Below are 22,648 nucleotides of genomic sequence, written 5' to 3'. Positions count from 1 at the left end.
CCGAACCCGCGGAAATCCGCGGGTCGGCCGCTACGACCCGACCGAACTGCCTGAGTTATGCGCCGCGCGGATGTGGAGACCGAGCCCGAGCGCGGCCGTGGCCAGCGCATACGCCCGCCATCGGTGCCGTTGAAACGTTATAGTCGTGCTGACACGAGCAGAAAGGCGATGATGCCCTCCGCACGCCTGACCATCGACCCGCACTTCTCGATCGGACCGATCCGCCGCAAGCTGTTCGGCGGCTTCGTCGAGCACCTCGGCCGGCACGTCTACGACGGCATCTACGAGCCGGGGCACGAGACGGCGGATGCCGAGGGCTTCCGCACCGACGTCATCGACCTCGTGCGCGAGCTCGGCGTCGACACGATCCGCTACCCCGGCGGAAACTTCGTGTCGGGTTTCCGCTGGGAAGACTCGGTCGGACCCGTCGCGCAGCGCCCGCGTCGGCTCGACCTCGCCTGGCACTCGACCGAGACCAACGAGGTCGGCCTGCACGAGTTCGCCTCGTGGCTGGACAAGGTCGGCAGCGACCTGATGATGGCGGTCAACCTCGGCACGCGCGGCACGCTCGAGGCGATCGACCTGCTCGAGTACTCGAACATCGCCGGCGGCACGGCCCTCAGCGAGCGCCGCATCGCCAACGGACGCATCGAGCCGTTCAACGTGCGCATGTGGTGCCTCGGCAACGAGATGGACGGCCCGTGGCAGCTCGGCCACCGCTCGGCCGACGACTACGGCAAGATCGCGTCGCAGGCGGCCAAGGGCATGCGCCAGCTCGACCCCGATGTCCAGCTCGTCGTGTGCGGCTCGTCGAGTGCCCACATGCCGACGTTCGGCGAGTGGGAGCGCGTCGTGCTGACGCACACGTACGACGACGTCGACCTCATCTCGTGCCACGCCTACTACGAAGAGCGCGGCGGTGACATCGGCAGCTTCCTCGCTTCTGCCGTCGATATGGACGGCTTCATCGAGTCGGTCGTCGCGACCGCCGACCACGTGAAGGCCGTGCGCGGTTCGAGCAAGCAGATCGACATCTCGTTCGACGAGTGGAACGTCTGGTACCTCGAGCGCTACCACGGCGTCGACAAGATCGAAGGCATCGACAACTGGCCGATCGCGCCGCGCCTGCTCGAAGACGTCTACTCGGTCGTCGACGCGGTCGTGTTCGGCAACCTCATGATCTCGCTGCTCAAGCACGCCGATCGTGTGGCATCCGCGTCGCTCGCGCAACTCGTCAACGTCATCGCGCCGATCATGACCGAGCCCGGCGGCCCGGCCTGGCGCCAGACGACGTTCTTCCCGTTCTCGATCACGTCGCGCCTCGCGCGCGGCGAAGCACTGCGGGTGAAGCTTGACGCGCCGACGTATGAGACCGAGGCCTACGGCGAGGTATCCCTGGTGGATGCCGTGGCGACGCACGACGCCGAGGCGGGGCGCAGCGCAGTCTTCCTCGTGAACCGCTCGACGACAGAACCCGTCACCCTGACGATCGACGTCGCGGCGCTCGGCGAGGTGGCCGTCGTCGAGTCGCACACGATCAGCGACGACGACGTGTACGCGAAGAACACGCTCGACGACCGCGAGCGTGTCTCGCCGAAGCCCAACGACACGGCCCGGATCGCCGGAGGCGAGCTGACCATCACCCTGCCGCCGGTGTCGTGGACCGCGATCGCGCTGGCGTAGCGGCCCTTCAGCGACCCTGATTCGGCGGGCCGAAATCTCTGGAGTCAGGCCAGCATTTTGGAATCAAGAGAAACAACTTATCTTTCTGTACCCCCGCGCGTGAGTCGGGCCACGATAGCAGTGGCGCATCTGGGGAGCGCCGACGGAGACCGGTTCCAGCGCGGCATTCGCCGTAGGTCGGACCGTCACTGACACGCCGGGGGGAGTGTCGCTCTGGGGTTGGGGGATCACTCGGCCCCAGAGCTCCCGCCCCCGTCGGGACGCTCTGCCTCTTCGGCGCCGTCGATTGTCGTCATGAACTCGTTCACCAGGGCCCTGACGCCCAGTGCGAACAGCGTCCACTGGCCAGTCGGCATCTCGTCGGCTTCGCCCACGTCGTAGCGCGGGTGATCGATGCCCTCGAGTGCGCGGACCGCGAACCCCTCGCCCATCGCCGCCATCGCCTCGGTGAAGTCCATGACGGTCATCGGCGCCTTCATGCGCATGCCGTAGATCGCCATCACGTCGGTGTAGAAATCCGCGAATGCGGCCATCGACTCGTGGTGGCGCGCGCGGCTGGCATCCCGCAGCTCGGGCCACGTGTCCGCTGTCGTGCGCAGCGCGAGAGCGATGAGGAACTGCTGCGCGTCGCGCGCCTGCGCGGGGTCGTCGACGTCGGCATCGGCGGTGCGGACGTGCGCCTCGGCGGCGGCGCGGATGACGTCATCGCCGGTCGCGCCGGCGTCGATGAGGTCCTGCACGGCCGTGCGGGCGTAGTCGGCAGGGCTGCTGAGCCGCAGCCGCACCATCGCGACGGCAAGATCGCGCTGGTAGTCGTTCTGGTCGGCCCACAGTCGGTAGGCAGCCCCCGTTGTCAGCCCCGCGTGACGCAACACGTCCTGCAACCTGATGTGCTGCACCCCCGCGGACACTCCGCGTTCGAGCAACATCTGCATCCCCACGCGCAGCAACAGCGCGCGTGTCTCGTCCCCCGTACGACGCCCCATAGAGAAGAAATCTACTCACTTTTGGCGAGGTGGTCGCTCGGCATCCACCCGGTGCCGGTTCGGCGTCAGCACGGCATCCGCGTGGCACAATGGATGCCGGCGTGCCCGCCACAGCCTTTCCTCGTCCGCCGTGCGACGCGCAGCGAGCCGGGTCGAAGGGTTCTCGCAAGAGCAACGGGCCTCTGGACAGCGTCCGCCGCCCTTCACGTCGAGGAGCGAGATGTCCACCCTTTCACCAGCGCAGCAGCCGCAGACGACACCCGCGCGGCGCGCGCACCACCGGCGGTACCTCATGTGCCGGCCCGAGCACTTCACGGTCAGCTACCGCATCAATCCGTGGATGGAGCCGGCCAAGCCGACCGACACCGCCAAGGCCGTCGCGCAGTGGCAGACCCTCTACGACACGTACCTCGCGCTCGGTCACGAGGTCGAGCTGATCGACCCCGTCGAAGGCCTGCCCGACATGGTCTACACCGCCAACGGCGGCTTCATCATCGACGGTCGCGCCCTCGGTGTGCGCTTCCGTGTGGACGAGCGCCGTGGCGAGGAGCGTCCGTTCATGGATTGGTTCGCCGCCCACGGGTTCGAGGTCGTCGAGCCGATCGAGGTGCAGGAAGGTGAGGGCGACTTCCTGCTCGTCGGCGACACGATCCTCGCCGGCACCGGATTCCGCTCGGTCGGCGACAGCCACCGCGAAGTCGCCGAGGTCTTCGGCCGCGAGGTCGTCTCGCTGCGCCTGGTCGACCCGCGGTTCTACCACCTCGACACCGCGATCTCGGTGCTCGACCCGGTCCAAGGCGCCAGCGGCGTCGAGAAGGCGAACATCGCCTACCTGCCATCAGCGTTCGACGAGCCGTCGCTGCAGATCCTGCGCGAGCGCTACCCCGATGCGATCCAGGTGTCGGATGCCGACGGTGCCGTGTTCGGCCTCAACTCGGCATCCGACGGCTACAACGTCTTCATCTCGCCGCGCGCGACGGGCTTCGAGGCCCAATTGCGCGAGCGCGGCTACAACCCGATCCTGATCGACCTGTCCGAGCTGCTGCTCGGCGGCGGCGGCATCAAATGCTGCACACTCGAACTGCGAGGAAAGCCATGACCACCCCCACCATCGACGCGCTGACCGGTGACCTGATCGCCGCCGAAGAAGCCCACGTCGCACACAACTACCACCCGCTGCCGGTCGTGGTCGCGCGCGCCGAGGGCGCGTGGGTCACCGACGTCGAGGGCAAGCGCTACCTCGACCTGCTGTCGGCGTACTCCGCGCTGAACTTCGGGCACCGCCACCCCGCGATCGTCGCGGCCGCCACCGAGCAGCTCGGCCGCGTCACGCTCACGAGCCGCGCGTTCCACAACGACAAGCTCGGCGCCTTCGCGGGAGCGCTCGCCGAACTCTGCGGCAAAGACCTCGTGCTGCCGATGAACACGGGCGCCGAAGCCGTCGAGACGGGCATCAAGGTCGCGCGCGCGTGGGCGTATCGCGTCAAGGGCGTCGCCGCGGGCGAGGCGAAGATCATCGTCGCCGACGGCAACTTCCACGGCCGCACGACCACGATCGTGAGCTTCAGCGACGACCCGCAGGCGCGGGACGACTTCGGCCCGTTCACCCCCGGATTCGTGTCGGTGCCCTATGGGGATGCCGCGGCGATCGAAGCCGCGATCGACGAGAGCACCGCGGCGGTGCTCGTCGAGCCGATCCAGGGCGAAGCCGGCGTCATCATCCCGCCGACGGGTTACCTGCGCCAGATCCGCGAGATCTGCGACCGCAACAACGTGCTGTTCATCGCCGACGAGATCCAGTCCGGACTCGCCCGCGTCGGCACGACCTTCGCGTGCGACCGTGAGGACGTCGTACCCGACATCTACCTGCTCGGCAAGGCGCTCGGCGGAGGCATCCTGCCCCTGTCTGCGGTCGTCGCGAACGCCGACGTGCTCGGGGTCATCCGCCCCGGCGAGCACGGGTCGACCTTCGGTGGCAACCCGCTCGCGTGCGCCGTCGGCCTGCAGGTCGTCGAGATGCTCGCCTCGGGCGAGTTCCAGACCCGCGCGCACGCGCTCGGCGAGCACCTCGCCGCGTCGCTGGCATCGCTCGTCGGCAGCGGTGTCACGGCCGTCCGCATCGCGGGGCTGTGGGCCGGCATCGACATCGACCCGGTGCACGGCACGGGACGCGAGGTCGCCGAGCGGCTGCTTGCCCGCGGCGTGCTCGTCAAGGACACGCACGGCCAGACCATCCGCATGGCCCCGCCGCTCGTGGTGCGCGCCACCGAGCTCGACTGGGCCGTCGAGCAGCTCCGCCTCGTCCTCGCCGGCTGACCGCGTCGTTGTCGTGGGCTGATCGCGTCGCCTCGCCGGCTGACCGGCTGGTCTCGCCGGCTTGACCGGACGGGTCGACGGGCGCGTCACACTCCCGAAACACGGCGCGGACTAGGCTCATGCCATGGGTGACCTGTTCGAGGGCTACGGCTCCACTCTGGCGCCACGGAAGACCGTGTCGGGTGTCCCGGCGTTCGACGAGATGTTCGAGGCATCCGTCGGTGCCGAGGGGCTTGCGCCGTCGCGCGCGGCGTATCGCGAGCTGTACCAGGCGCTGGCCCAGCTGACCCAGGAAGAACTGCGCGGGCGCACCGAATCGCTCGCCAGTTCGTACCTCGCGCAGGGCGTCACGTTCGACTTCGCGGGTGAAGAGCGGCCCTTCCCGCTCGACGCCGTGCCGCGCGTCATCGCGTACGACGAGTGGACGACGATCGAGAAGGGCGTGCAGCAGCGCGTGCGCGCGCTCGAGGCGTTCCTCGACGACGCGTACGGATACCAGCACTGCGTGCGCGACGGAGTGCTGCCGGCCGCGCTCATCGCGTCGAGCCAGTACTTCTACCGTCAGGCATCCGGCATTCACGCCGCCAACGGCGTGCGGATCCAGGTCGCCGGCATCGACCTGATCCGCGACGAGCACGGCGAGATGCGGGTGCTGGAAGACAACGTGCGGGTGCCCTCCGGGGTCAGCTACGTGATCTCCAACCGCCGGGTGATGGCGCAGACCCTGCCCGAGCTGTTCCACTCGATGCGCGTGCAGCCCGTCGGCGACTACCCCAACAAGCTGCTGCAGGCCCTGCGGGCGTCCGCGCCGTCGGGCATCGACGACCCCAACGTCGTCGTGCTCACCCCCGGCGTCTACAACTCCGCGTACTTCGAGCACACGCTGCTGGCGCGCCTGATGGGCATCGAGCTCGTCGAGGGCCGCGACCTGCAGTGCATCGGCGGCAAGGTGTTCATGCGCACGACGCGCGGCCTCAAGCGCGTCGACGTGATCTACCGCCGCGTCGACGATGACTTCCTCGACCCGCTTCAGTTCCGCGCCGACTCGATGCTCGGCGCCCCCGGGCTCATGCTCGCCGCGCGCCTGGGCAACGTCACGATCGCCAACGCCGTCGGCAACGGCGTCGCCGACGACAAGCTGCTGTACACGTACGTGCCCGACCTGATCCGGTACTACCTGGCCGAAGAGCCGATCCTCAAGAACGTAGACACCTGGCGGCTCGAAGAGCCCGCCGCGCTCGAAGAAGTCCTCGACCGGCTGGACGAGCTCGTCGTCAAGCCCGTCGACGGGTCGGGCGGCAAGGGCTTGGTCGTGGGGCCGGATGCCTCACCAGCAGAGCTCAACAAGCTGCGCAAGAAGCTCATCGCCGACCCGCGCGGCTGGATCGCGCAGCCGGTCATCATGCTCTCGACGATCCCGACCCTCGTCGAAGACGGCATGCGGCCCCGGCACGCCGACCTGCGCCCCTTCGCCGTCAACAACGGCGACGAGGTGTGGGTGCTGCCCGGTGGCCTCACGCGCGTCGCGCTGCCCGAGGGGCAGCTCGTCGTGAACTCGTCGCAGGGCGGCGGCTCGAAGGACACCTGGATCGTCGGCGGCGATGCGCCGCAGCGCGGCCTGCGCGGGCCGGACGGTCTTGCCGGACTGGTCGCCGACCAGGCATCCGTCACGCAGGCGATCCCGATCATCTACGACCCGCAGGACGAGCAGACCCACTCGCCGCAGGATCGCCCCCGCTCGATGGCCGAGCAGCAGGAACAGCAGCAGCAGGAACAGCAGCAGCAGGCATCCGCGTCGCTCCCGAACCATGTCCCAAAAAATGCTGCTTCTGAGGGCCTGGACCAGCATCATTTGGGACATGGTCTGCCGGAAGTGGGACACGGGCGGGGAGGTGAGGGCGGATGCTGAGCCGCATCGCCGAGAGCCTGTTCTGGATCGGGCGCTACATCGAGCGTGCGGACGGGACGGCGCGCATCCTCGACGTGCACCTGCAGCTGCTGCTGGAAGACCCCTGGGTCGACGAAGACACCGCGTGCCGCTCGCTTATGGGGGTCATGGGCTCGTTCCCGCCCGAAGGCACCGAGAAGGTCACGCGCAGCGACGTGCTCACGAGCCTCGCCGTCGACCGGACCAACCCGTCGAGCATCGCGTACGCCGTGCAGGCGTCGCGCGAGAACGCCCGGCGCGCCCGCGAGATCGTCTCGACCGACCTGTGGGAGACCCTCAACACGACCTATTCGCGGATGCCCCGACGCATCAACAACGAGAAGGTGCACGAGTTCTTCCAGTGGGTGCGCGAGCGCTCGGCCCTCGCCGTCGGCATCACCGACTCGTCCACGAGCCGCGACGAGGCCTGGCAGTTCCTCGCCCTCGGGCGCGCGATTGAGCGCACCGACATGACGGCGCGGCTGCTCGCGACGCGGTCGCTGACCGAGGCATCCGGCCCGTCGTGGACGACGATCCTGCGTTCGTGCGGTGCCTACGAGGCGTACCTGCGCACGTACCGGGGGATGCCCAGTGCTTCCAACGCCGCCGAGTTCCTGCTGCTGGACCGGCTGTTCCCGCGCTCGGTCATCCACTCGATCGCCCGCGCCGAGAAGTGCATGAGCGCGATCGACCCGGTCGCCGACCGCGTCGGGCACTCGAACACGGTGCTGCGCGCGCTCGGACGCATCCGCAACGACCTCGAGTACCGGCCGATCGAAGAGATCCTCAGCGAGCTGCCCGAGCACATGGAGCAGGTGCAGAAGGTCACGCGCGAGGCATCCGAGGCGATCCGCGCCCGGTTCTTCCCGACGCACGCCGAGCCCAGCTGGATCGGAGAGACCTCATGACCGACGACCGGGCGCTGCCGGCGGCCTTCACGCAGACCCTGTCGGGCCCGCACCGGCTGCGGATCGAGCACGCGACGGGCTTCGCCTACCAGGGCGAGGTCGGCGCGTCGTACAACGAGGCGCGCATGCTGCCGAGCTCGACCGAGACGCAGTTCGTGCTGAGTTCACAGCTCGACATCGACCCGTCCACGAGCGTCAACTACTACACCGACTACTTCGGCACGCGCGTGGCGGCATTCGACGTGCTCGCCGCGCACACCGACCTGTCGATCACGGCCCGCTCGCTCGTCGAGGTGCGCCCGCGACCGCTCGCGTACTTCGCCTACGGGTGGGAGCGCCTCGCGCTCGAGAGTGCGCAGTCGATCGCGACGGTCGAGATGCGTGGGCAGTCACACCGCACGGCGCCGCCTGCCGAGGTCGCAGACCTCGCGCGCACGATCGCCGCCCAGCACGACGAGCCGGCGCGCGCCGCCCTCGCGATCGCGGCGGCGGTGCGGGATGCCGTGGAGTACATGCCTGGCACGACCGGCGTCCACTCGACGGCGGCCGACGCGTGGGGACAGCACAAAGGCGTCTGCCAGGACATCACCCACATCACCCTCGGCGCGCTGCGCGAGGTCGGCATCCCGGCGCGCTACGTGTCGGGCTACCTGCACCCCAGCGCCCACCCCGAGGTCGGCGTCGCCGTCACCGGCGAGTCGCACGCGTGGGTGGAGTGGTTCGCCGGCGAGTGGCAGGGGTTCGACCCGACCAACCGCATCGAGATCGGCGAACGGCACGTGCTCGTGGGCCGTGGCCGCGACTACAACGACGTGCCGCCCCTGCGCGGCGTGTACGCCGGCCCGTTCAAGAGCGAGCTGCACGTCCAGGTCACAATAACTCGCGAGGCGTAGCCTCGCAGCCGTCGGTCCCTGAGTGCCGCGCGCAGCGCGGTGTATCGAAGGGTACTCGCGAGGCGTAGGCGTAGGCGCGCGCGGCGGCCGCGGCGGCGAAGGGGGTTCCGCCAGTACCGGGCACGGGCGACACTGCCGCGGATGCCACGGCGCGCGTCTACTTGATGTGTGACCACGACTACCGGAACCCAGACCGTCGCCTCGCGCGCGCTCCACAAGGGCGCGATGCTCGCGATCGTGCTCGTCAGCTACTTCATGATCATCCTGGACAACTCGGTGATCTTCACGGGGCTGCCGAGTCTGCAGGCTGAGTTCGGCATGTCGGCGACCGAGCTGGCATGGGTGCAGGATGCCTACACGCTCGTTTTCGGCGGTCTGCTGCTGGTCGGCGCCCGCGCCGGCGACCTGCTCGGACGCAAGCCCGTGTTCATCACAGGGCTCATCATCTTCTCGACCGCGTCGCTGCTGATCGCGATCGCCCCGGCATCCTGGCTCATCATCGCGGCCCGCGCCCTGCAGGGGATCGGCGCGGCGATCGTCGCGCCGTCGTCGCTTGCGCTCATCACCGCGAGCTTCGAGGGCGAGGAGCGCAATCGCGCGGTCGCGTGGTACTCCGCGGCGGCGGGCATCGGCGCGAGCCTGGGCATGGTCGTCGGCGGAGCCGCGGCATCCCTCTTCTCGTGGCGCGCCGGATTCTTCATCAACGTGCCGATCGGCATCGCGATGCTGCTGCTTGCCCCGCGGTTCCTGCCGGGCGGTGGCAAGCAGTCGGGCCGCTTCGACGTGCTCGGTGCGGTCGCCTCGATGCTCGGTGTCGGTGCGCTCGTGTTCGCGATCCTGTTCGGCGCCGAGTTCGGCTGGGACAGCCCCGTCCCCTACCTCTCGGCCGCGTTCGCTCTCGTCGCGCTCGCGCTGTTCGTGTTCATCGAGTCGCGCGCGGCGCAGCCCATCGTGCCGCTGCAGCTGTTCTCGAGCCCCGTCCGCACGGGCGCCTACGTCACGCGCCTGCTGTACCTCGCGTCGATGATCGGGTTCTTCTACTTCACGAGTCAGTTCCTGCAGCTCGTGTTCGGGTTCACGCCGGTGCAGGCGGGGCTCGCGTTCCTGCCGATGACGATCGTCAACTTCGTCGTCGCGCTTGCGATCCCGCGTCTCGTCCGCCGGTTCGGCGGCACGATCATCCTCGTCGTCGGCGTCGTGGTCACCCTCGCCGGGATCTTCTGGCTCAGCCGCGTCACCGCCGACAGCTCATACCTCGTCTCAGTCGCGCTGCCGATGGTGCTGATCGGTGCAGGGCAAGGCCTCGCGCTCGCGCCGCTCACGTCCTTCGGCATCGCCGGGGCGGATGCCTCCGACGCCGGCGCCGCCTCGGGAGTGCTCAACACCTTCCACCAGATCGGGTCGTCGCTGGGCCTGGGCATCCTCGTCGCAATCGGAACGGCCGCAGCGTCGTCGGCGACCGCCGGAGCCGCCGCCGTCACGGCCGAGGTCTCGACGGCGCTGCTCGGCGCGAGCGCCTTCCTTGCGATCGCGACCGCTGTCATCCTGTTCACGATCGTCCCGGCGACGCGCCGTCGCTGACCTGTCGTTTTCCGTTCGCTTCCTCGGTTCGCTCCCTCCGTCCGCTCTTCTCCGTTCGCTCTCCTCGGTTCGCTCCCTCGAAAGGACTGTCATGACCACTGTCACTGAAACCCGCACGATGTTCGGCGCCGTCATCCACGCGCCGGGCGACGTCCGCTATGAGCAGCGCCCGCGCCCCGTGCTGCTCGAGCCGACCGATGCGATCCTCGAGGTCACCGCCGCGTGCGTGTGCGGGTCAGACCTGTGGCGTTACCGCGGCATCTCGAAGGTCGACGGGCCGACGCCGATCGGGCATGAGCTGTGCGGCGTCGTGACCGAGGTCGGGTCTGCCGTCACGACGATCAAGGTCGGCGACTTCGTCGTGGGCGGCTTCAACCCGTCCGACGGCACGTGTCCGCTGTGCCTCAAGGGCGCGACCGCCAACTGCCGGCACGGGTCGCACTACGACGGTGCGCAGGCCGACGTCGTGCGCATCCCGATGGCCGACGGCACGCTCGTCGCGACGCCGGCGGCGCCGCCCGCTGACCTCATCCCGAGCCTGCTCGCCCTCTCGGACGTCATGTGCACGGGCTGGCACGCGGCAGTCAGCGCGGGCGTCGGCCCGGGCTCGTCGGTCGCGGTCGTCGGCGACGGCGCCGTGGGCCTGTGTGCCATCCTCGCCGCGCGTGAGCTGGGCGCCACGACCATCATCGCGATGAGCCGGCACGAGGCGCGCCAGCGCGTGGCCCGCGAGTTCGGTGCGACACACATCGTCGAAGAGCGCGACGAGGCCGGCAGCGAGCGCATCCGCGAGGTGACCGACGGCATCGGCGCGGACTGCGTGCTGGAGTGCGTCGGCACCGAGAGCGCGCGACTGCAGTCCGTCGGCAGCGTGCGCGACGGCGGCAACATCGGCATCGTCGGCGTGCCGCACGGTGACCTGCCCGTCGACCAGCTGTTCTGGCGCAACGTCGGGCTCAAGGGCGGGCCCGCCAACTGCCGCGCGTACCTCCCGCACCTGATGGATCTCGTGTGGCAGCGCAAGATCAACCCGGGTCTCGTCTTCGACCTCGAGCTGCCCCTGAGCGAGATCGCCGAGGCGTACGCCGCCATGGACGAGCGCCGCGCGATCAAGACCCTCGTGCGGCCCTGAGGCAGGCGCGCGGGCGCGCCGCGGCCGCCGCGCGCCGCGCTGCTCGCGGTGCGCTCGGCTCGTGCCGCCCACCGCAATAATCCAGGAACGGACCCCGCGGTGAGCCCCATTTGGGCGGTCGCGGGCCGTTTCAGGGGCGCGAGTCCTGAGTTATTGCGGCGGGGCGGTGCTGGCGCCGGACTGCCGGTGGCCCACGATGGGTTTATGATGTAGCCTTACATCATGATGCGCACGCAGATCTCGCTCGGCGACGAGGAGCGTCGGCTGCTCGATGCGGCGGCCGCGCGCACGGGGCTGTCGATGTCGGCGCTCATCCGCAACGCAGTGGTGAGTGTCTACGGTGGCGCGAGCGCGCCGGAGGGGCAAGCCACGATCGCTGCCGTCGCAGGAGCGTGGAGCGGCCGCGACGAGGGCGGGCGCTCGTACGTCGAGCGCGTGCGCTCCGGCGCGCGACTCGGCTCATGACCCTCGTCGACACGTCGATCCTCATCGACGTGCTGCGGGGGCAGGATGCCGCGGTCGCCGTGCTGCAGGCCTCGCATCGGCGCGGGCCGCTGCACGCGAGCGAGATCACTCGGATGGAAGTCCTCGCCGGAATGCGCCCGAGGGAGGAAGCGCCGACGCGCACACTCTTGCGGCTGCTCACGTGGCATCCCGTTGATGAGGGCGTTGCAGAGCGCGCGGGAGCGCTCGGGCGCGAGTGGCTGCCGTCGCATCGCGGCATCGACAGCGCCGACCTGGCCATCGCGGCAACGGCGCTCGGGCTCGGCGTGCCGTTGCTGACCCGCAACGTGAAGCACTTCCCGATGATCCCGGGGCTTGTCGCTCCGTACTGAGCGCCGCTCGCGCCCGCGGGCGGGGGCCGGCATGCACCGCCCACCCGCAATAACTCAGGAACGGAGCCCGCATCGAGCCCCATTCGGGCGGTCGTGGGCCGTTTCCGGGGCGCAACTCCTGAGTTATTGCGGCGGGGCGGCGGTGGGGAGCGGTTCGACCGTCGCGACGACGGCGCCGCGGGTGACGCGATCGCCGGGGGAGACGGCGATCCGCACGGTGCCGGCGACAGCGGCGCGCAGGACGTGCTCCATCTTCATCGCCTCGACGACGACGAGCGGGTCGCCGACCGCCACGGCACCTCCGTCGGATGCCGGCACCAGTACGACGGTCCCGGGAAGGGGCGACACCACCTGGGGTGACCCCTCGGCATCCGCCGCCGACGCGCGGCCCGCAACCCGCTCGGTGAACCGGAAGGTCGCGCCGCCGGCGGCGAGCCACAGGCCGCCCGAGCCGTCGGGGCCCGGCCCGCCGCCGCCCGGCCCATCGGGATCGGCGGCCCACACGACGGGGCGCGTGACCCCGGCGATCGTCACCAGCGTGTGGCCGTCGCCGGCGATGGTGACGGATGCCCGCCACTCGGGGCCGTCGTCGACTTGCACGCGGGCTTCATCCGTCCCGTTCGGCGGGGTGGGATGCCCCGAAGCCGCACTTCCGGACGGATGAGCCGCCCCCCGCACCGCCACCACGCGCTCCCGCCCGCCCGCCTCCAACCGCCATCGCCGCGCCGCCGCGGGCCCGAGCCGCCAGCCGTCGCCCCGCAGCCACGGCCCAGCCGCGCCACCCGTGCCGCCCACACCAGTCGCGCCGCCACCCCGCGGAGCGCCCGAACCCACGGCATCCCACACGAGGGCCGCCTCGGCGAAGCGCCGGGCATCCGGCTCGGCGAACGGCAGGGCGTCGAAAACCCGCGCGATCAGTCCCGTGTCGAGGTCGCCCGCCACCACTTCGGGCGTCTGCAGCAGCAGCCGCAGGAACTCGAGGTTCGTCTCGAACCCCAGCACCGCGGTCGAGCTCAGCGCGGTGGTGAGACGTCGTAGCGCCTCGGCGCGGTCGGTGCCGGTCGCGATGATCTTCGCAAGCATCGGGTCGTAGTCGGTGGACACGTCGAGGCCATCGGCGAGCGCGGTGTCGACCCGCACGCCCGAACCCACGGGGAGCCCCGGGCGCGCGACCGCCACCCCCGAACCCACAGCGGGCCCCGGGTGCACGACCCGCAGCACCCGCCCGCCCGTCGGCAGGAATCCCGCCTGCGGGTCTTCCCCGTACACGCGTGCCTCGATGCTGTGCCCCGTCAGCACGATGTCGTCCTGGCTCACCGGCAGGGTCTCGCCGGCGGCGATGCGCACCTGCAACTCGACGAGGTCGAGGCCAGTCACCTGCTCGGTCACGGGGTGTTCGACCTGCAGACGGGTGTTCATCTCCATGAAGAAGAACTCGTCGGGGGCATCCGCCGAGACGATGAACTCGACCGTGCCAGCTCCGACATAGTCGACGCTACGCGCGGTCTCGCACGCCGCCGCGCCGAGCTGCGCCCGCAGCACCGCACCGTTCTCGAGCCCTTCGAGCAGCGGCGACGGCGCCTCCTCGATGACCTTCTGGTGTCGGCGCTGCAGCGAGCACTCGCGTTCGCCCAGGTGGATGACGTTGCCGTGCGCGTCGGCGACGATCTGCACCTCGATGTGCCGGGGTGAGGCCACGTAGCGCTCCAGAAAGAGCGTGTCGTCGCCGAAGGATGCCGCGGCCTCGCGCCGCGCGGCAGCGAGCGCGGCGGGCAGTTCCGTGGCATCCGTCACGACGTGCATGCCCTTGCCGCCGCCCCCGGCCGACGGCTTGATCAGCACGGGGAAGCCGACGGCGGACGCTCCCGCGATGAGGTCGGCGTCGGTCAGGTCCGCCCGCGCGAGCCCGGGCACGGTCGCGACGCCGCGCGCTTCGACGGCGGCACGCGCCGAGATCTTGTCGCCCATCGCCTCGATCGACTCTGGCGTCGGCCCGATGAAGACGATGCCCGCCGCGGCGCACGCGCGCGCGAACGCGGCGTTCTCGGCGAGGAACCCGAACCCCGGGTGGATCGCCTGCGCGCCCGTGCGTCGCGCGGCGTCGATCACGCGGTCGATCGACAGGTAGCTCTCCGCCGCCGCAGCCGGGCCGAGCCGCACGGCCTCGTCGGCTTCGCGGACGTGCAGGGCACCGGCATCCGCCTCGCTGTACACGGCGATCGAGCGGATGCCGAGGCGACGCAGCGTGTGGATGATGCGCACCGCGATCTCGCCGCGGTTCGCGATGAGCACGGTGTCGAACAGAGCGGTGTCGAAGAGGTTGGTGTCGAAGGGGCGTGAAGCGGTCATGGTCACATCCGGAAGACGCCGTAGCCGACCGGCTCCATCGGCGCGCGCATCACGACATCGAGCGCGAGGCCGAGGACGTCGCGGGTCTCATCGGGGGCGATGATGCCGTCGTCCCACAGGCGTGACGTCGAGTAGTAGGGGCTGCCCTGGCGCTCGTATTGCTCGCGGATCGGCTGCTCGAATGCGGCGCGCTCTTCGGGGGTCCAGGGCGTGCCCGCGGCATCCAGCTGCTCGCTGCGCACCGTCGAAAGCACCGATGCCGCCTGCGGCCCGCCCATGACCGACACGCGTGCGCCCGGCCACAGCCACAGGAATCGCGGCGAGTACGCACGGCCGCACATCGAGTACGTGCCGGCGCCGAACGAGCCGCCCACGACGACGGTGAGCTTGGGTACCCGCGCGCACGCGACGGCGTTCACCATCTTCGCGCCGTGCTTCGCGATGCCGCCGTGCTCGTACTCGCGGCCGACCATGAACCCCGTGATGTTCTGCAGGAACAGCAGCGGGATGCCCCGTTGGTCGCACAGCTCGATGAAGTGCGCGCCTTTGAGGGCCGACTCGCTGAACAGCACGCCGTTGTTCGCGAGGATACCGACGCGGTGCCCGTGGATGCGCGCGAACCCCGTCACGAGCGTCTCGCCGTACTCGCGCTTGAACTCGTCGAAGCGGCTGCCGTCGACGAGCCGCGTGATGATCTCGCGGGCGTCGTAGGGGGTCGTCAGCTCGACCGGAACGAGGTCGCAGAGCGAATCGGCGGATGCCTCGGGCTCTGCTGCCGGCGTGGGCGGGCCGGCGAGCGGCGCCGCGGCGGGCAGGGTCGCGACGATGTCGCGCACGATGCGCAGGGCGTGCGCGTCGTCGTCGGCGAGGTGGTCGACGACTCCGGAGATGCGGGCGTGCGTGTCGCCGCCGCCGAGCTCTTCGGCGCTGACGATCTCGCCCGTCGCGGCCCTCACGAGGGGCGGCCCGCCGAGGAAGACCGTGCCCTGCCGCCGGACGATCACGGTCTCGTCGCTCATTGCCGGCACGTACGCGCCGCCCGCGGTCGACGACCCCATCACGGCCGCGATCTGCGGGATGCCCTCGCGTGAGAGCCGGGCCTGGTTGTAGAAGATGCGGCCGAAGTGCTCTTTGTCGGGAAAGACCTCGTCTTGCATCGGCAGGAACGCGCCGCCCGAATCGACGAGGTAGATGCACGGCAGGCGGTTCTCGGCGGCGACCTCCTGCGCGCGCAGGTGCTTCTTGACCGTCAGCGGGTGGTAGGTGCCGCCCTTGACGGTCGCGTCGTTGGCGACGACCATGACGTGACGGCCGTGCACGAGTCCGATCCCCGCGACCACTCCCGCCGACGGCCACTCGTCGCCGAGGTCGCACCCGGCCAGCGGCGCGAGCTCGAGGAACGGCGATCCGCGGTCGAGGAGGGCATCGACGCGGTCGCGGGCGAGCAGCTTGCCGCGTTCGAGGTGCCGGCGACGGGATGCCTCGGGGCCGCCCCGCGCGGCGCGAGCGCGCTGCGCGCGCAACTCGTCCACGAGTGCGCGGTAGTCGGTGGCATCCGTCGTTGGATACATGCCGTCAGGTTAGCGTTCATTAACTGAGTTGTCGAGGGTTCCCATTCGAGGAGCGCACACGGTCGCGTTTCGGGTCGAAACAGAGCCGTTTGCGCTCCTCGACCGCGGGCGGGGCGTCAGCCGCGCGGGCGCAGCAGCGCGTGCAGCAGGGCATCCATCGCGGCGACGGGGTCGGTGTCGTCGGCGAGCCAGCGGATCTGGATGCCCTCCCACCCGGTGACGACGAGCCCCGCCAGCGTGACCGCGTCGGCCGTGCCGCCGGCGGGCGCAAGCCGGCCGGCCGCGACGTCGTGCGCGATGAGCTCGGCGTAGTCGGCCGTCACGGTCGCGTAGCGCCGCTGCAGCCACGCGTGCGCTTCGTGGCCGGGGTAGGTCGCCTCGGCCGAGACGATCGAGAACATGCGCACGAGCTCGCGCCGGCCGAGGTTGCGGCGCACGATTCCGAGGATCGAGGGGACGAACCCGTCGCGGCGCGAGCGCTCGGCGAAGTCGGGGTCGGCGGCATCCTCTTGCTCGAGCACGGCCGCCAGCAGTGACACCTTCGTGGGGAAGTGGTGCATGACGGTCGTCAGGCTGAGGTCGAGCTGCTTCGCGATCTGGCGCAGCGATCCGCCCTGGTAACCGTGCGCGCTGAAGACCGCCGTCGCCGACGCGATGATCTCGCTGCGACGCTCGGCGGTCTTGGCATACGGCCCGCGGCGTGCGGCCGGTGCTGTGCTCATGGCATCCGATCGTACCGGCCTGTGATGGGTAAACCGTGCATGTGCACGGATTTGGGTTACGATGGACGCATGGCAGCAGACGAGAAGACCTACCGCTGGGTAAACGACGGAGAGCTCGGCCCCGGGCGCATGCGCTACGGCGCCGACTACAACCCCGAACAGTGGTCGCGCGACGTGTGGCACGAAGACGTGCGCCTCATGCGCGAGGCGGGCGTGAACATCGTCTCGCTCGGGATCTTCTCGTGGGCGCTGCTCGAGCCGCGTCCCGGCGAGTTCGACTTCTCGTGGCTCGACGAGGTCATCGAGCTGCTGCACGCCGGCAGCATCGACGTCGACCTCGCGACGGCGACCGCCTCGCCGCCGCCGTGGATGGCGCAGCTGCACCCCGAGATCCTGCCGCAGACGATCGACGGCACGGTGCTCTCGCCCGGCGCCCGTCAGCACTGGCGGCCGACCTCGCCGATCTTCCGCGAGTACGCGCTGCGGCTCGTGCGCGCGCTCGGCGAGCGCTACGCCGACCACCCCGCCGTCGTCGCCTGGCACATCTCGAATGAGCTCGGATGCCACAACCTATACGACTTCTCCGACGACGCGGCACGCGCGTTCCGGGTCTGGCTGCGCTCGCGCTACGGCACGCTCGACGCCCTCAATGCCGCGTGGGGCACGGCCTTCTGGTCGCAGCACTACACCGACTGGGAGCAGATCCTGCCGCCGCGTGTCGCCCCGACGCAGCGCAACCCCGGGCAGCAGCTCGACTTCACGCGGTTCTCGAATGACGCGGTGCGCGACCACCTGCGCGCGGAAGCGGCGGTGCTCGCCGAGGTGAGCCCCGGCATCCCGCGCACGACGAACTTCATGGTCGCGCAGAATGTGCGCGACATCGACTACACGACGTGGGTGGGCGACGTCGACTTCGTCTCGAACGACCACTATCTGCGTCCGGGTGAGTTCGGCCGCGATGACCTGTCGTTCTGGGCGAACCTCACGGGCAACATCGCCGGTGGCCGCCCGTGGTTCCTCATGGAGCACGCCACGAGCGCCGTCAACTGGCGTGAGGTCAACACGCCCAAGCGGCCGGGTGAGCTCGTGCGCGACGCCCTCACGCACGTCGCGCACGGCGCCGACGCCGTCTGCTACTTCCAGTGGCGGCAGTCGCGCGCGGGTGGCGAGCGCTACCACTCCGCGATGGTGCCGCACGCGGGGCCGGACAGCCGGGTCTTCCGCGATGTCGTCGGCCTCGGCGCGCAGCTGAAGGAGCTCGCGCCCGTCACCGGCTCGCGCCGCGAGCGCGCGCGCGTCGCGCTCGTATTCGACTACGAGTCGTGGTGGGTCAGCGAGCGCGACTCGCACCCCACCGACGAACTGCGCTACGACGTCGAGACGCTGAACTGGTACCGCGCGCTGCTCGACGCGGGCAACCGTGTCGACGTGCTGCCCGCGAGCGCATCATTCGACGACTACGACGTCGTGATCGCGCCGATGCTGCACGTCGTGCCCGACGCGCTGCGCACGCGCCTCGAGGCGGTCGTGCGGGGCGGCCGTCACCTCATCACGACGTTCTTCTCGGGCATCGTCGACGAGCACGACCGCGTGTGGCTCGGCGGCTACCCGGGCGCGCTGCGCGACCTGCTCGGCATCACCGTTGAAGAGTTCGTGCCGCTGCTGCCGGATGCCCCCGTGCGACTGGTATCCGGCGCTGCCGCGACGCAGTGGACCGAGCGCATCGTGCGCGTGGGGGTGGATGCCGAGGTGCTCGACACCTACGCCGACGGTGATCTCGCCGGTGCACCGGCGGTGACCCGCCGCCGTGTCGGCGACGGCACGGCCACCTACGTGTCGGCCGACCTCGGCCGTGACGGGGTGCGGGCGCTCATCGAGCGCCTCGCCGCCGACACGGTCGCGCTGCAGGCGCACCCGCTCGCGGCGGACGGCCGTCTCGAGGTGATCGTGCGCGAGGCATCCGAGCAGCGGTTCGTGTTCCTCGCCAACCGCACCGATGAGCCGGTCGTCGCGGCGACCGAGGCCGGCGAGGTCGAGGTCGCCCCGCGCGCGGTCGTCGTGCTCGCCGGCACGCAGGTGCTCACCGCCGATCCGCGGCGCGAGGTCGTGCCGGCGTAGCCCGGGCGCGGGGCCCGCATCGAGTGCGCCGGGTGGTGTCGAGTGCGCCGCCTGCGGCACGGCCGGAACCGGCGCACTCGGCCGGAACCGGCGCACTCGGCGAGAAAGCGCGGCGCGAGGCGGGGCGCTACGCCCGCGGCGTGAACCGCCGCGGCGCGTGCGTGCGGGCGACGAGGTCGCGCAGCGCCTCGAGCGATCCGTCGACGAAGCCGCCCGCGCGCGCTTGGACGAGCACGTTGCCGAGCGCGGTCGCCTCGACGGGGCCGGCCAGCACCGGGACTCCCGCGCGGTCTGCCGTGCGCTGGCACAGCAGGGCGTTGAGCGCGCCACCGCCGACGATGTGGATCGTGCGCACGTCGACGCCGCCGAGGCGCCCCGCCGTCAGCGCGGTCTGCGCGAACGCCTGCGCGAGCGACTCGACGATCGAGCGGGCGTACTCGGCGCGCGTGCGCGGCGCGGCGACGTCGTGCTCGGCGCACCACGCGTCGATGCGGGTGGTCATGTCGCCCGCGACATCGCGCGGCGGCAGGAAGCGCGGGTCGTCGACGTCGAAGACGGGCACGGCGGATGCCGGGACGTCCGCCGCGGCATCCAGCAGCGTCGGCAGGTCGATCGCGGCACCCTCGCGTTCCCAGCCGCGCACCGTCTCGCTCAGCACCCACAGGCCCATCACGTTGTGCAGCAGGCGCACGCGTCCGTCGACGCCGCCCTCGTTCGTGAAGTTCGCCGCGAGGGCCGCGGTCGTGAGCACGGGCCGGGCGACTTCGACACCGACCAGGCCCCACGTGCCGCAGGAGATGTACGCCGCGGCATCCGCCTGCATCGGCACCGCGACGACCGCCGACGCCGTGTCGTGCGAGCCGACCGCGACGACGTCGGCACTGCCGCCCAGCGAGGTCGCGACCTCGGGCAGCAGCGGGCCGAGGCGCTCGCCGGGGGTCACGAGCGCGGGCAGGATGCCCCGGGGCAGGCCGAGCGCGCTGATGAGCGCGTCGTCCCACGCGTGGTCGGTCCAGCGCAGTAGGCCCGTCGTCGAGGCGTTCGTGACCTCGGCGCGCGCGACGCCCGTCAGCCAGTACGCGAGCAGGTCGGGGATCAGCAGCGCCGTGTCGGCGATCTCGAGGATCTCGGCCGGCTCGGTGACGAGCTGGTACAGGGTGTTGAACGGCAGGAACTGCAGGCCGCCCCGCTCGAAGAGCTCGGCGTGCGGGACGCGCTCGTGCACCGTCGCGACGCCGCGCGCCGTGCGTGCGTCGCGGTAGTGGAAAGGGTTGCCGAGCAGGCGCCCGCCGCGCAGCAGGCCGTAGTCGACGGCCCATGAGTCGATGCCGATCGACGCGATCTCGGGCGCCCCGCGGAACGCTTCGCGCAGGCCCTCCAGTGCCGCGCCGTACAGGCCCAGGATGTCCCAGTGCAGCCCGTCGCCGGCGAACACCGGAGTGTTCGGGAAGCGCGCGACCGTCGTGGTCTCGAGGGTGTCGGGCCCGACGCGGCCGACGATGACACGCCCGCTCGTCGCGCCCAGATCGACCGCCGCGACGGCGCCGCCCGCGCTCATCGCAGGAACGCGGCCGCGACGCCCGAGTCGACCGGGATGTGTAGGCCCGTCGTGCGGCTGAGCTCGGGACCGGTGAGGACGTACACGGCGTCCGCGACGTTTTCGGGCACGACCTCACGCTTGAGGATCGTGCGGTTGGCGTAGAACTGGCCGAGGTCTTCTTCCTTGACGCCGTAAGTCGCGGCGCGGTTGGCGCCCCAGCCCGACGCGAAGATGCCCGAACCGCGCACGACACCGTCGGGGTTGATGCCGTTCACACGCACGCCGTGCTCACCGAGCTCGACGGCGAGCAGCCGCACCTGGTGCGCCTGGTCGGCCTTCGTCGCCGAGTAGGCGATGTTGTTGGGGCCCGCGAACACCGAGTTCTTCGACGAGATGTAGATGATGTCGCCGCCGAGACGCTGCGCGATGAGGACGGATGCCGCGGCCTTGCTCACCAGGAACGAGCCCTTCGCCATGACGTCGTGCTGCAGATCCCAGTCGTTCTCGGTGGTCTCGAGCAGCGGCTTGGACAGCGAGAGTCCCGCGTTGTTGACGACGAGGTCGATGCCGCCGAAGGCGAGCACCGCTGCGTCGATCGCGGCCTGCACGGCGCCCGCGTCGGCGACGTTGGCGGCGACGCCGATCGCGACGTCGGTGGTCCCGAGCTCCGCCGCGGCCGCCTGCGCCTTGGCGAGGTCGAGGTCGGCGACGACGACGCACGCGCCCTCGGCGGCGAGCCGCGACGCGATCGCCTTGCCGATGCCCGATGCGGCACCCGTCACGAACGCGATGCGCCCCTGGTGCGACTTGGGCTTCGGCATCCGCTGCAGCTTCGCCTCTTCGAGCGCCCAGTACTCGATGCGGAACTTCTCGGCATCCGAGATCGGCGTGTAGGTCGAGAGCGCCTCGGCGCCACGCATGACGTTGATGGCGTTGACGTAGAACTCGCCCGCAACGCGTGCGGTCTGCTTGTTCGCGCCGTAGCTGAACATGCCGACGCCGGGCACGAGCACGATAAGCGGGTCGGCGCCGCGGATCGCGGGGCTCTCGCTCGTGGCGTGCGCGTCGTAGTACGCCTGGTAGTCGGCGCGGTACTCGGCGTGCAACTCGTGCAGGCGGGCGAGCTGCTCGTCGAGGGATGCCGTCGCGGGCAGATCCAGGATGAGCGGCTTGACCTTCGTCCGCAGGAAGTGGTCGGGGCAGCTCGTGCCCAGGGCCGCGAGCGCGGGCGCCTTCTCAGACGCGAGGAAGTCGAGCACGACGGCCGAGTCGGTGTAGTGGCCGACCATGGGCTTGTCGGTCGACGCGATCCCGCGGATCGTGGGGGCCAGGGCCGCCGCGCGGGCGTGCCGCTCGGCTTCCGGCAGCGCCTCGAAACCGGGGCGGATGCCGCCGAACGGGGCGGTCTTGCCGTGCTCGGCGATGTAGGCGGCGGCGGTGTCGATGATCCAGAGCGAGTTCGCCTCGGCATCCTCACTCGTCTCGCCCCACGCCGTGATGCCGTGGCCGCCGAGGATGCAGCCGATCGCCTGCGGGTTCTGCGCCTTGATCTCGGCGATGTCGAGTCCGAGCTGGAAGCCGGGTCGGCGCCACGGCACCCACACGACCTTGTCGCCGAAGATCTGCGTCGTCAGTGCCGGGCCGTCGGCGGCGGTCGCGATCGCGATGCCCGAGTCGGGGTGCAGGTGATCGACGTGCGCGGCGTCGACGAGGCCGTGCATCGCGGTGTCGATCGAGGGGGCCGCTCCGCCCTTGCCGTGCAGGCAGTAGTCGAAGGCGGCGACCATCTCGTCTTCGCGGTCGACGCCGGGGTAGACGCCCGTGAGCGCACGCAGGCGGTCGAGGCGCAGGACCGCAAGGCCCGCGGGCTTGAGGGTCCCCAGGTCGCCGCCCGAGCCCTTGACCCACAGCAGCTCGACGGGCTCGCCCGTCACGGGGTCGATCTCGGTGCCCTTGGCCGACGTGTTGCCGCCGGCGTAGTTCGTGTTCTTCGGATCGGCGCCCAGGCGGTTGCTGCGCGCGATGAGGGTCTCGGGAGTGGAGGGTGCGGAGGTCATGGTGGGTTCCTTGGCTGTTCGTCCGTCTG

The 22,648-nt window shown here is 70.7% G+C and carries 17 protein-coding genes; 11 read left to right on the top strand and 6 right to left on the bottom strand.

Translation table 11 applies throughout. From position 1 onward, the window contains the following. The first annotated feature begins 171 nt into the window (after positions 1-171). Positions 172-1,683 carry an alpha-N-arabinofuranosidase gene (locus BGO46_RS13290; protein WP_292675327.1) on the top strand — a complete coding sequence of 504 codons (1,512 nt, stop codon included), beginning with the start codon at positions 172-174 and terminating at the stop codon, positions 1,681-1,683. Between the two features lie 227 nt (positions 1,684-1,910). On the opposite strand, the gene BGO46_RS13285 is transcribed toward BGO46_RS13290, so the two are convergent. Then, positions 1,911-2,612, bottom strand: a complete 702-nt coding sequence (locus tag BGO46_RS13285) for a hypothetical protein (RefSeq protein WP_292675324.1) — start codon at positions 2,610-2,612, stop codon at positions 1,911-1,913. A 277-nt stretch (positions 2,613-2,889) separates the two neighbouring features. Here BGO46_RS13285 and ddaH point away from each other — a divergent pair, with 277 nt between their 5' ends. From ddaH to BGO46_RS13240, 9 genes are all read left to right on the top strand, one after another. Continuing rightward, complete coding sequence (gene ddaH / locus BGO46_RS13280) at positions 2,890-3,768, top strand: dimethylargininase (protein WP_292675321.1); 879 nt, start codon at positions 2,890-2,892, stop codon at positions 3,766-3,768. After that, on the top strand, positions 3,765-4,985 hold the full coding sequence (rocD, locus tag BGO46_RS13275) for an ornithine--oxo-acid transaminase (protein ID WP_292675318.1): 1,221 nt from the start codon (positions 3,765-3,767) through the stop codon (positions 4,983-4,985). Before ddaH ends, rocD begins: the two co-directional genes overlap by 4 nt. A 124-nt stretch (positions 4,986-5,109) precedes the next feature. Then, positions 5,110-6,894 (top strand): circularly permuted type 2 ATP-grasp protein, encoded by a 1,785-nt coding sequence (locus BGO46_RS13270; RefSeq protein ID WP_292675316.1) that lies wholly within the window; start codon positions 5,110-5,112, stop codon positions 6,892-6,894. After that, a complete protein-coding gene (locus BGO46_RS13265) occupies positions 6,888-7,820 on the top strand; it encodes an alpha-E domain-containing protein (RefSeq protein ID WP_292675313.1) in 933 nt (310 codons plus the stop codon). Before BGO46_RS13270 ends, BGO46_RS13265 begins: the two co-directional genes overlap by 7 nt. Then, positions 7,817-8,713: a transglutaminase family protein gene (locus tag BGO46_RS13260; RefSeq protein WP_292675310.1), complete on the top strand. Its 897-nt coding sequence runs from the start codon at positions 7,817-7,819 to the stop codon at positions 8,711-8,713. The genes BGO46_RS13265 and BGO46_RS13260 overlap by 4 nt, the downstream gene beginning before the upstream one ends. Before the next feature lie 168 nt (positions 8,714-8,881). Then, positions 8,882-10,294, top strand: a complete 1,413-nt coding sequence (locus BGO46_RS13255; RefSeq protein ID WP_292675305.1) for an MFS transporter — start codon at positions 8,882-8,884, stop codon at positions 10,292-10,294. Between the two features lie 118 nt (positions 10,295-10,412). Continuing rightward, the gene (locus BGO46_RS13250) at positions 10,413-11,426 is read left to right on the top strand and encodes a zinc-dependent alcohol dehydrogenase family protein (RefSeq protein WP_292675434.1); all 1,014 of its coding nucleotides are present in this window, start codon (positions 10,413-10,415) and stop codon (positions 11,424-11,426) included. A 222-nt stretch (positions 11,427-11,648) separates the two neighbouring features. Then, a complete protein-coding gene (locus BGO46_RS13245; RefSeq protein WP_292675302.1) occupies positions 11,649-11,891 on the top strand; it encodes a ribbon-helix-helix protein, CopG family in 243 nt (80 codons plus the stop codon). Next, entirely contained in the window at positions 11,888-12,262 is a 375-nt protein-coding gene (locus BGO46_RS13240) for a type II toxin-antitoxin system VapC family toxin (protein WP_292675299.1), read from the top strand. The genes BGO46_RS13245 and BGO46_RS13240 overlap by 4 nt, the downstream gene beginning before the upstream one ends. A 123-nt stretch (positions 12,263-12,385) precedes the next feature. Here BGO46_RS13240 and BGO46_RS13235 read toward each other — a convergent pair whose 3' ends face one another. From BGO46_RS13235 to BGO46_RS13225, 3 genes are all read right to left on the bottom strand, one after another. After that, positions 12,386-14,611: a biotin carboxylase N-terminal domain-containing protein gene (locus BGO46_RS13235; protein WP_292675296.1), complete on the bottom strand. Its 2,226-nt coding sequence runs from the start codon at positions 14,609-14,611 to the stop codon at positions 12,386-12,388. 2 nt (positions 14,612-14,613) lie between these two features. Beyond that, a complete protein-coding gene (locus BGO46_RS13230) occupies positions 14,614-16,182 on the bottom strand; it encodes a carboxyl transferase domain-containing protein (protein WP_292675293.1) in 1,569 nt (522 codons plus the stop codon). 116 nt (positions 16,183-16,298) lie between these two features. Next, positions 16,299-16,904 (bottom strand): TetR/AcrR family transcriptional regulator, encoded by a 606-nt coding sequence (locus BGO46_RS13225; RefSeq protein ID WP_292675290.1) that lies wholly within the window; start codon positions 16,902-16,904, stop codon positions 16,299-16,301. A gap of 69 nt (positions 16,905-16,973) precedes the next feature. Here BGO46_RS13225 and BGO46_RS13220 point away from each other — a divergent pair, with 69 nt between their 5' ends. Continuing rightward, positions 16,974-19,022 carry a beta-galactosidase gene (locus BGO46_RS13220; protein ID WP_292675287.1) on the top strand — a complete coding sequence of 683 codons (2,049 nt, stop codon included), beginning with the start codon at positions 16,974-16,976 and terminating at the stop codon, positions 19,020-19,022. 127 nt (positions 19,023-19,149) lie between these two features. On the opposite strand, the gene BGO46_RS13215 is transcribed toward BGO46_RS13220, so the two are convergent. Together BGO46_RS13215 and BGO46_RS13210 are read right to left on the bottom strand one after the other, a co-directional pair. After that, positions 19,150-20,580: a rhamnulokinase family protein gene (locus tag BGO46_RS13215; protein ID WP_292675284.1), complete on the bottom strand. Its 1,431-nt coding sequence runs from the start codon at positions 20,578-20,580 to the stop codon at positions 19,150-19,152. Next, positions 20,577-22,619: a bifunctional aldolase/short-chain dehydrogenase gene (locus BGO46_RS13210; protein ID WP_292675281.1), complete on the bottom strand. Its 2,043-nt coding sequence runs from the start codon at positions 22,617-22,619 to the stop codon at positions 20,577-20,579. Before BGO46_RS13210 ends, BGO46_RS13215 begins: the two co-directional genes overlap by 4 nt. Positions 22,620-22,648 lie beyond the last annotated feature (29 nt).

Source organism: Microbacterium sp. 70-16 (assembly GCF_001898315.1).
In the GTDB taxonomy this organism is placed as follows: domain Bacteria; phylum Actinomycetota; class Actinomycetes; order Actinomycetales; family Microbacteriaceae; genus Microbacterium.
This window is presented reverse-complemented; position numbering and strand designations above follow the sequence as displayed.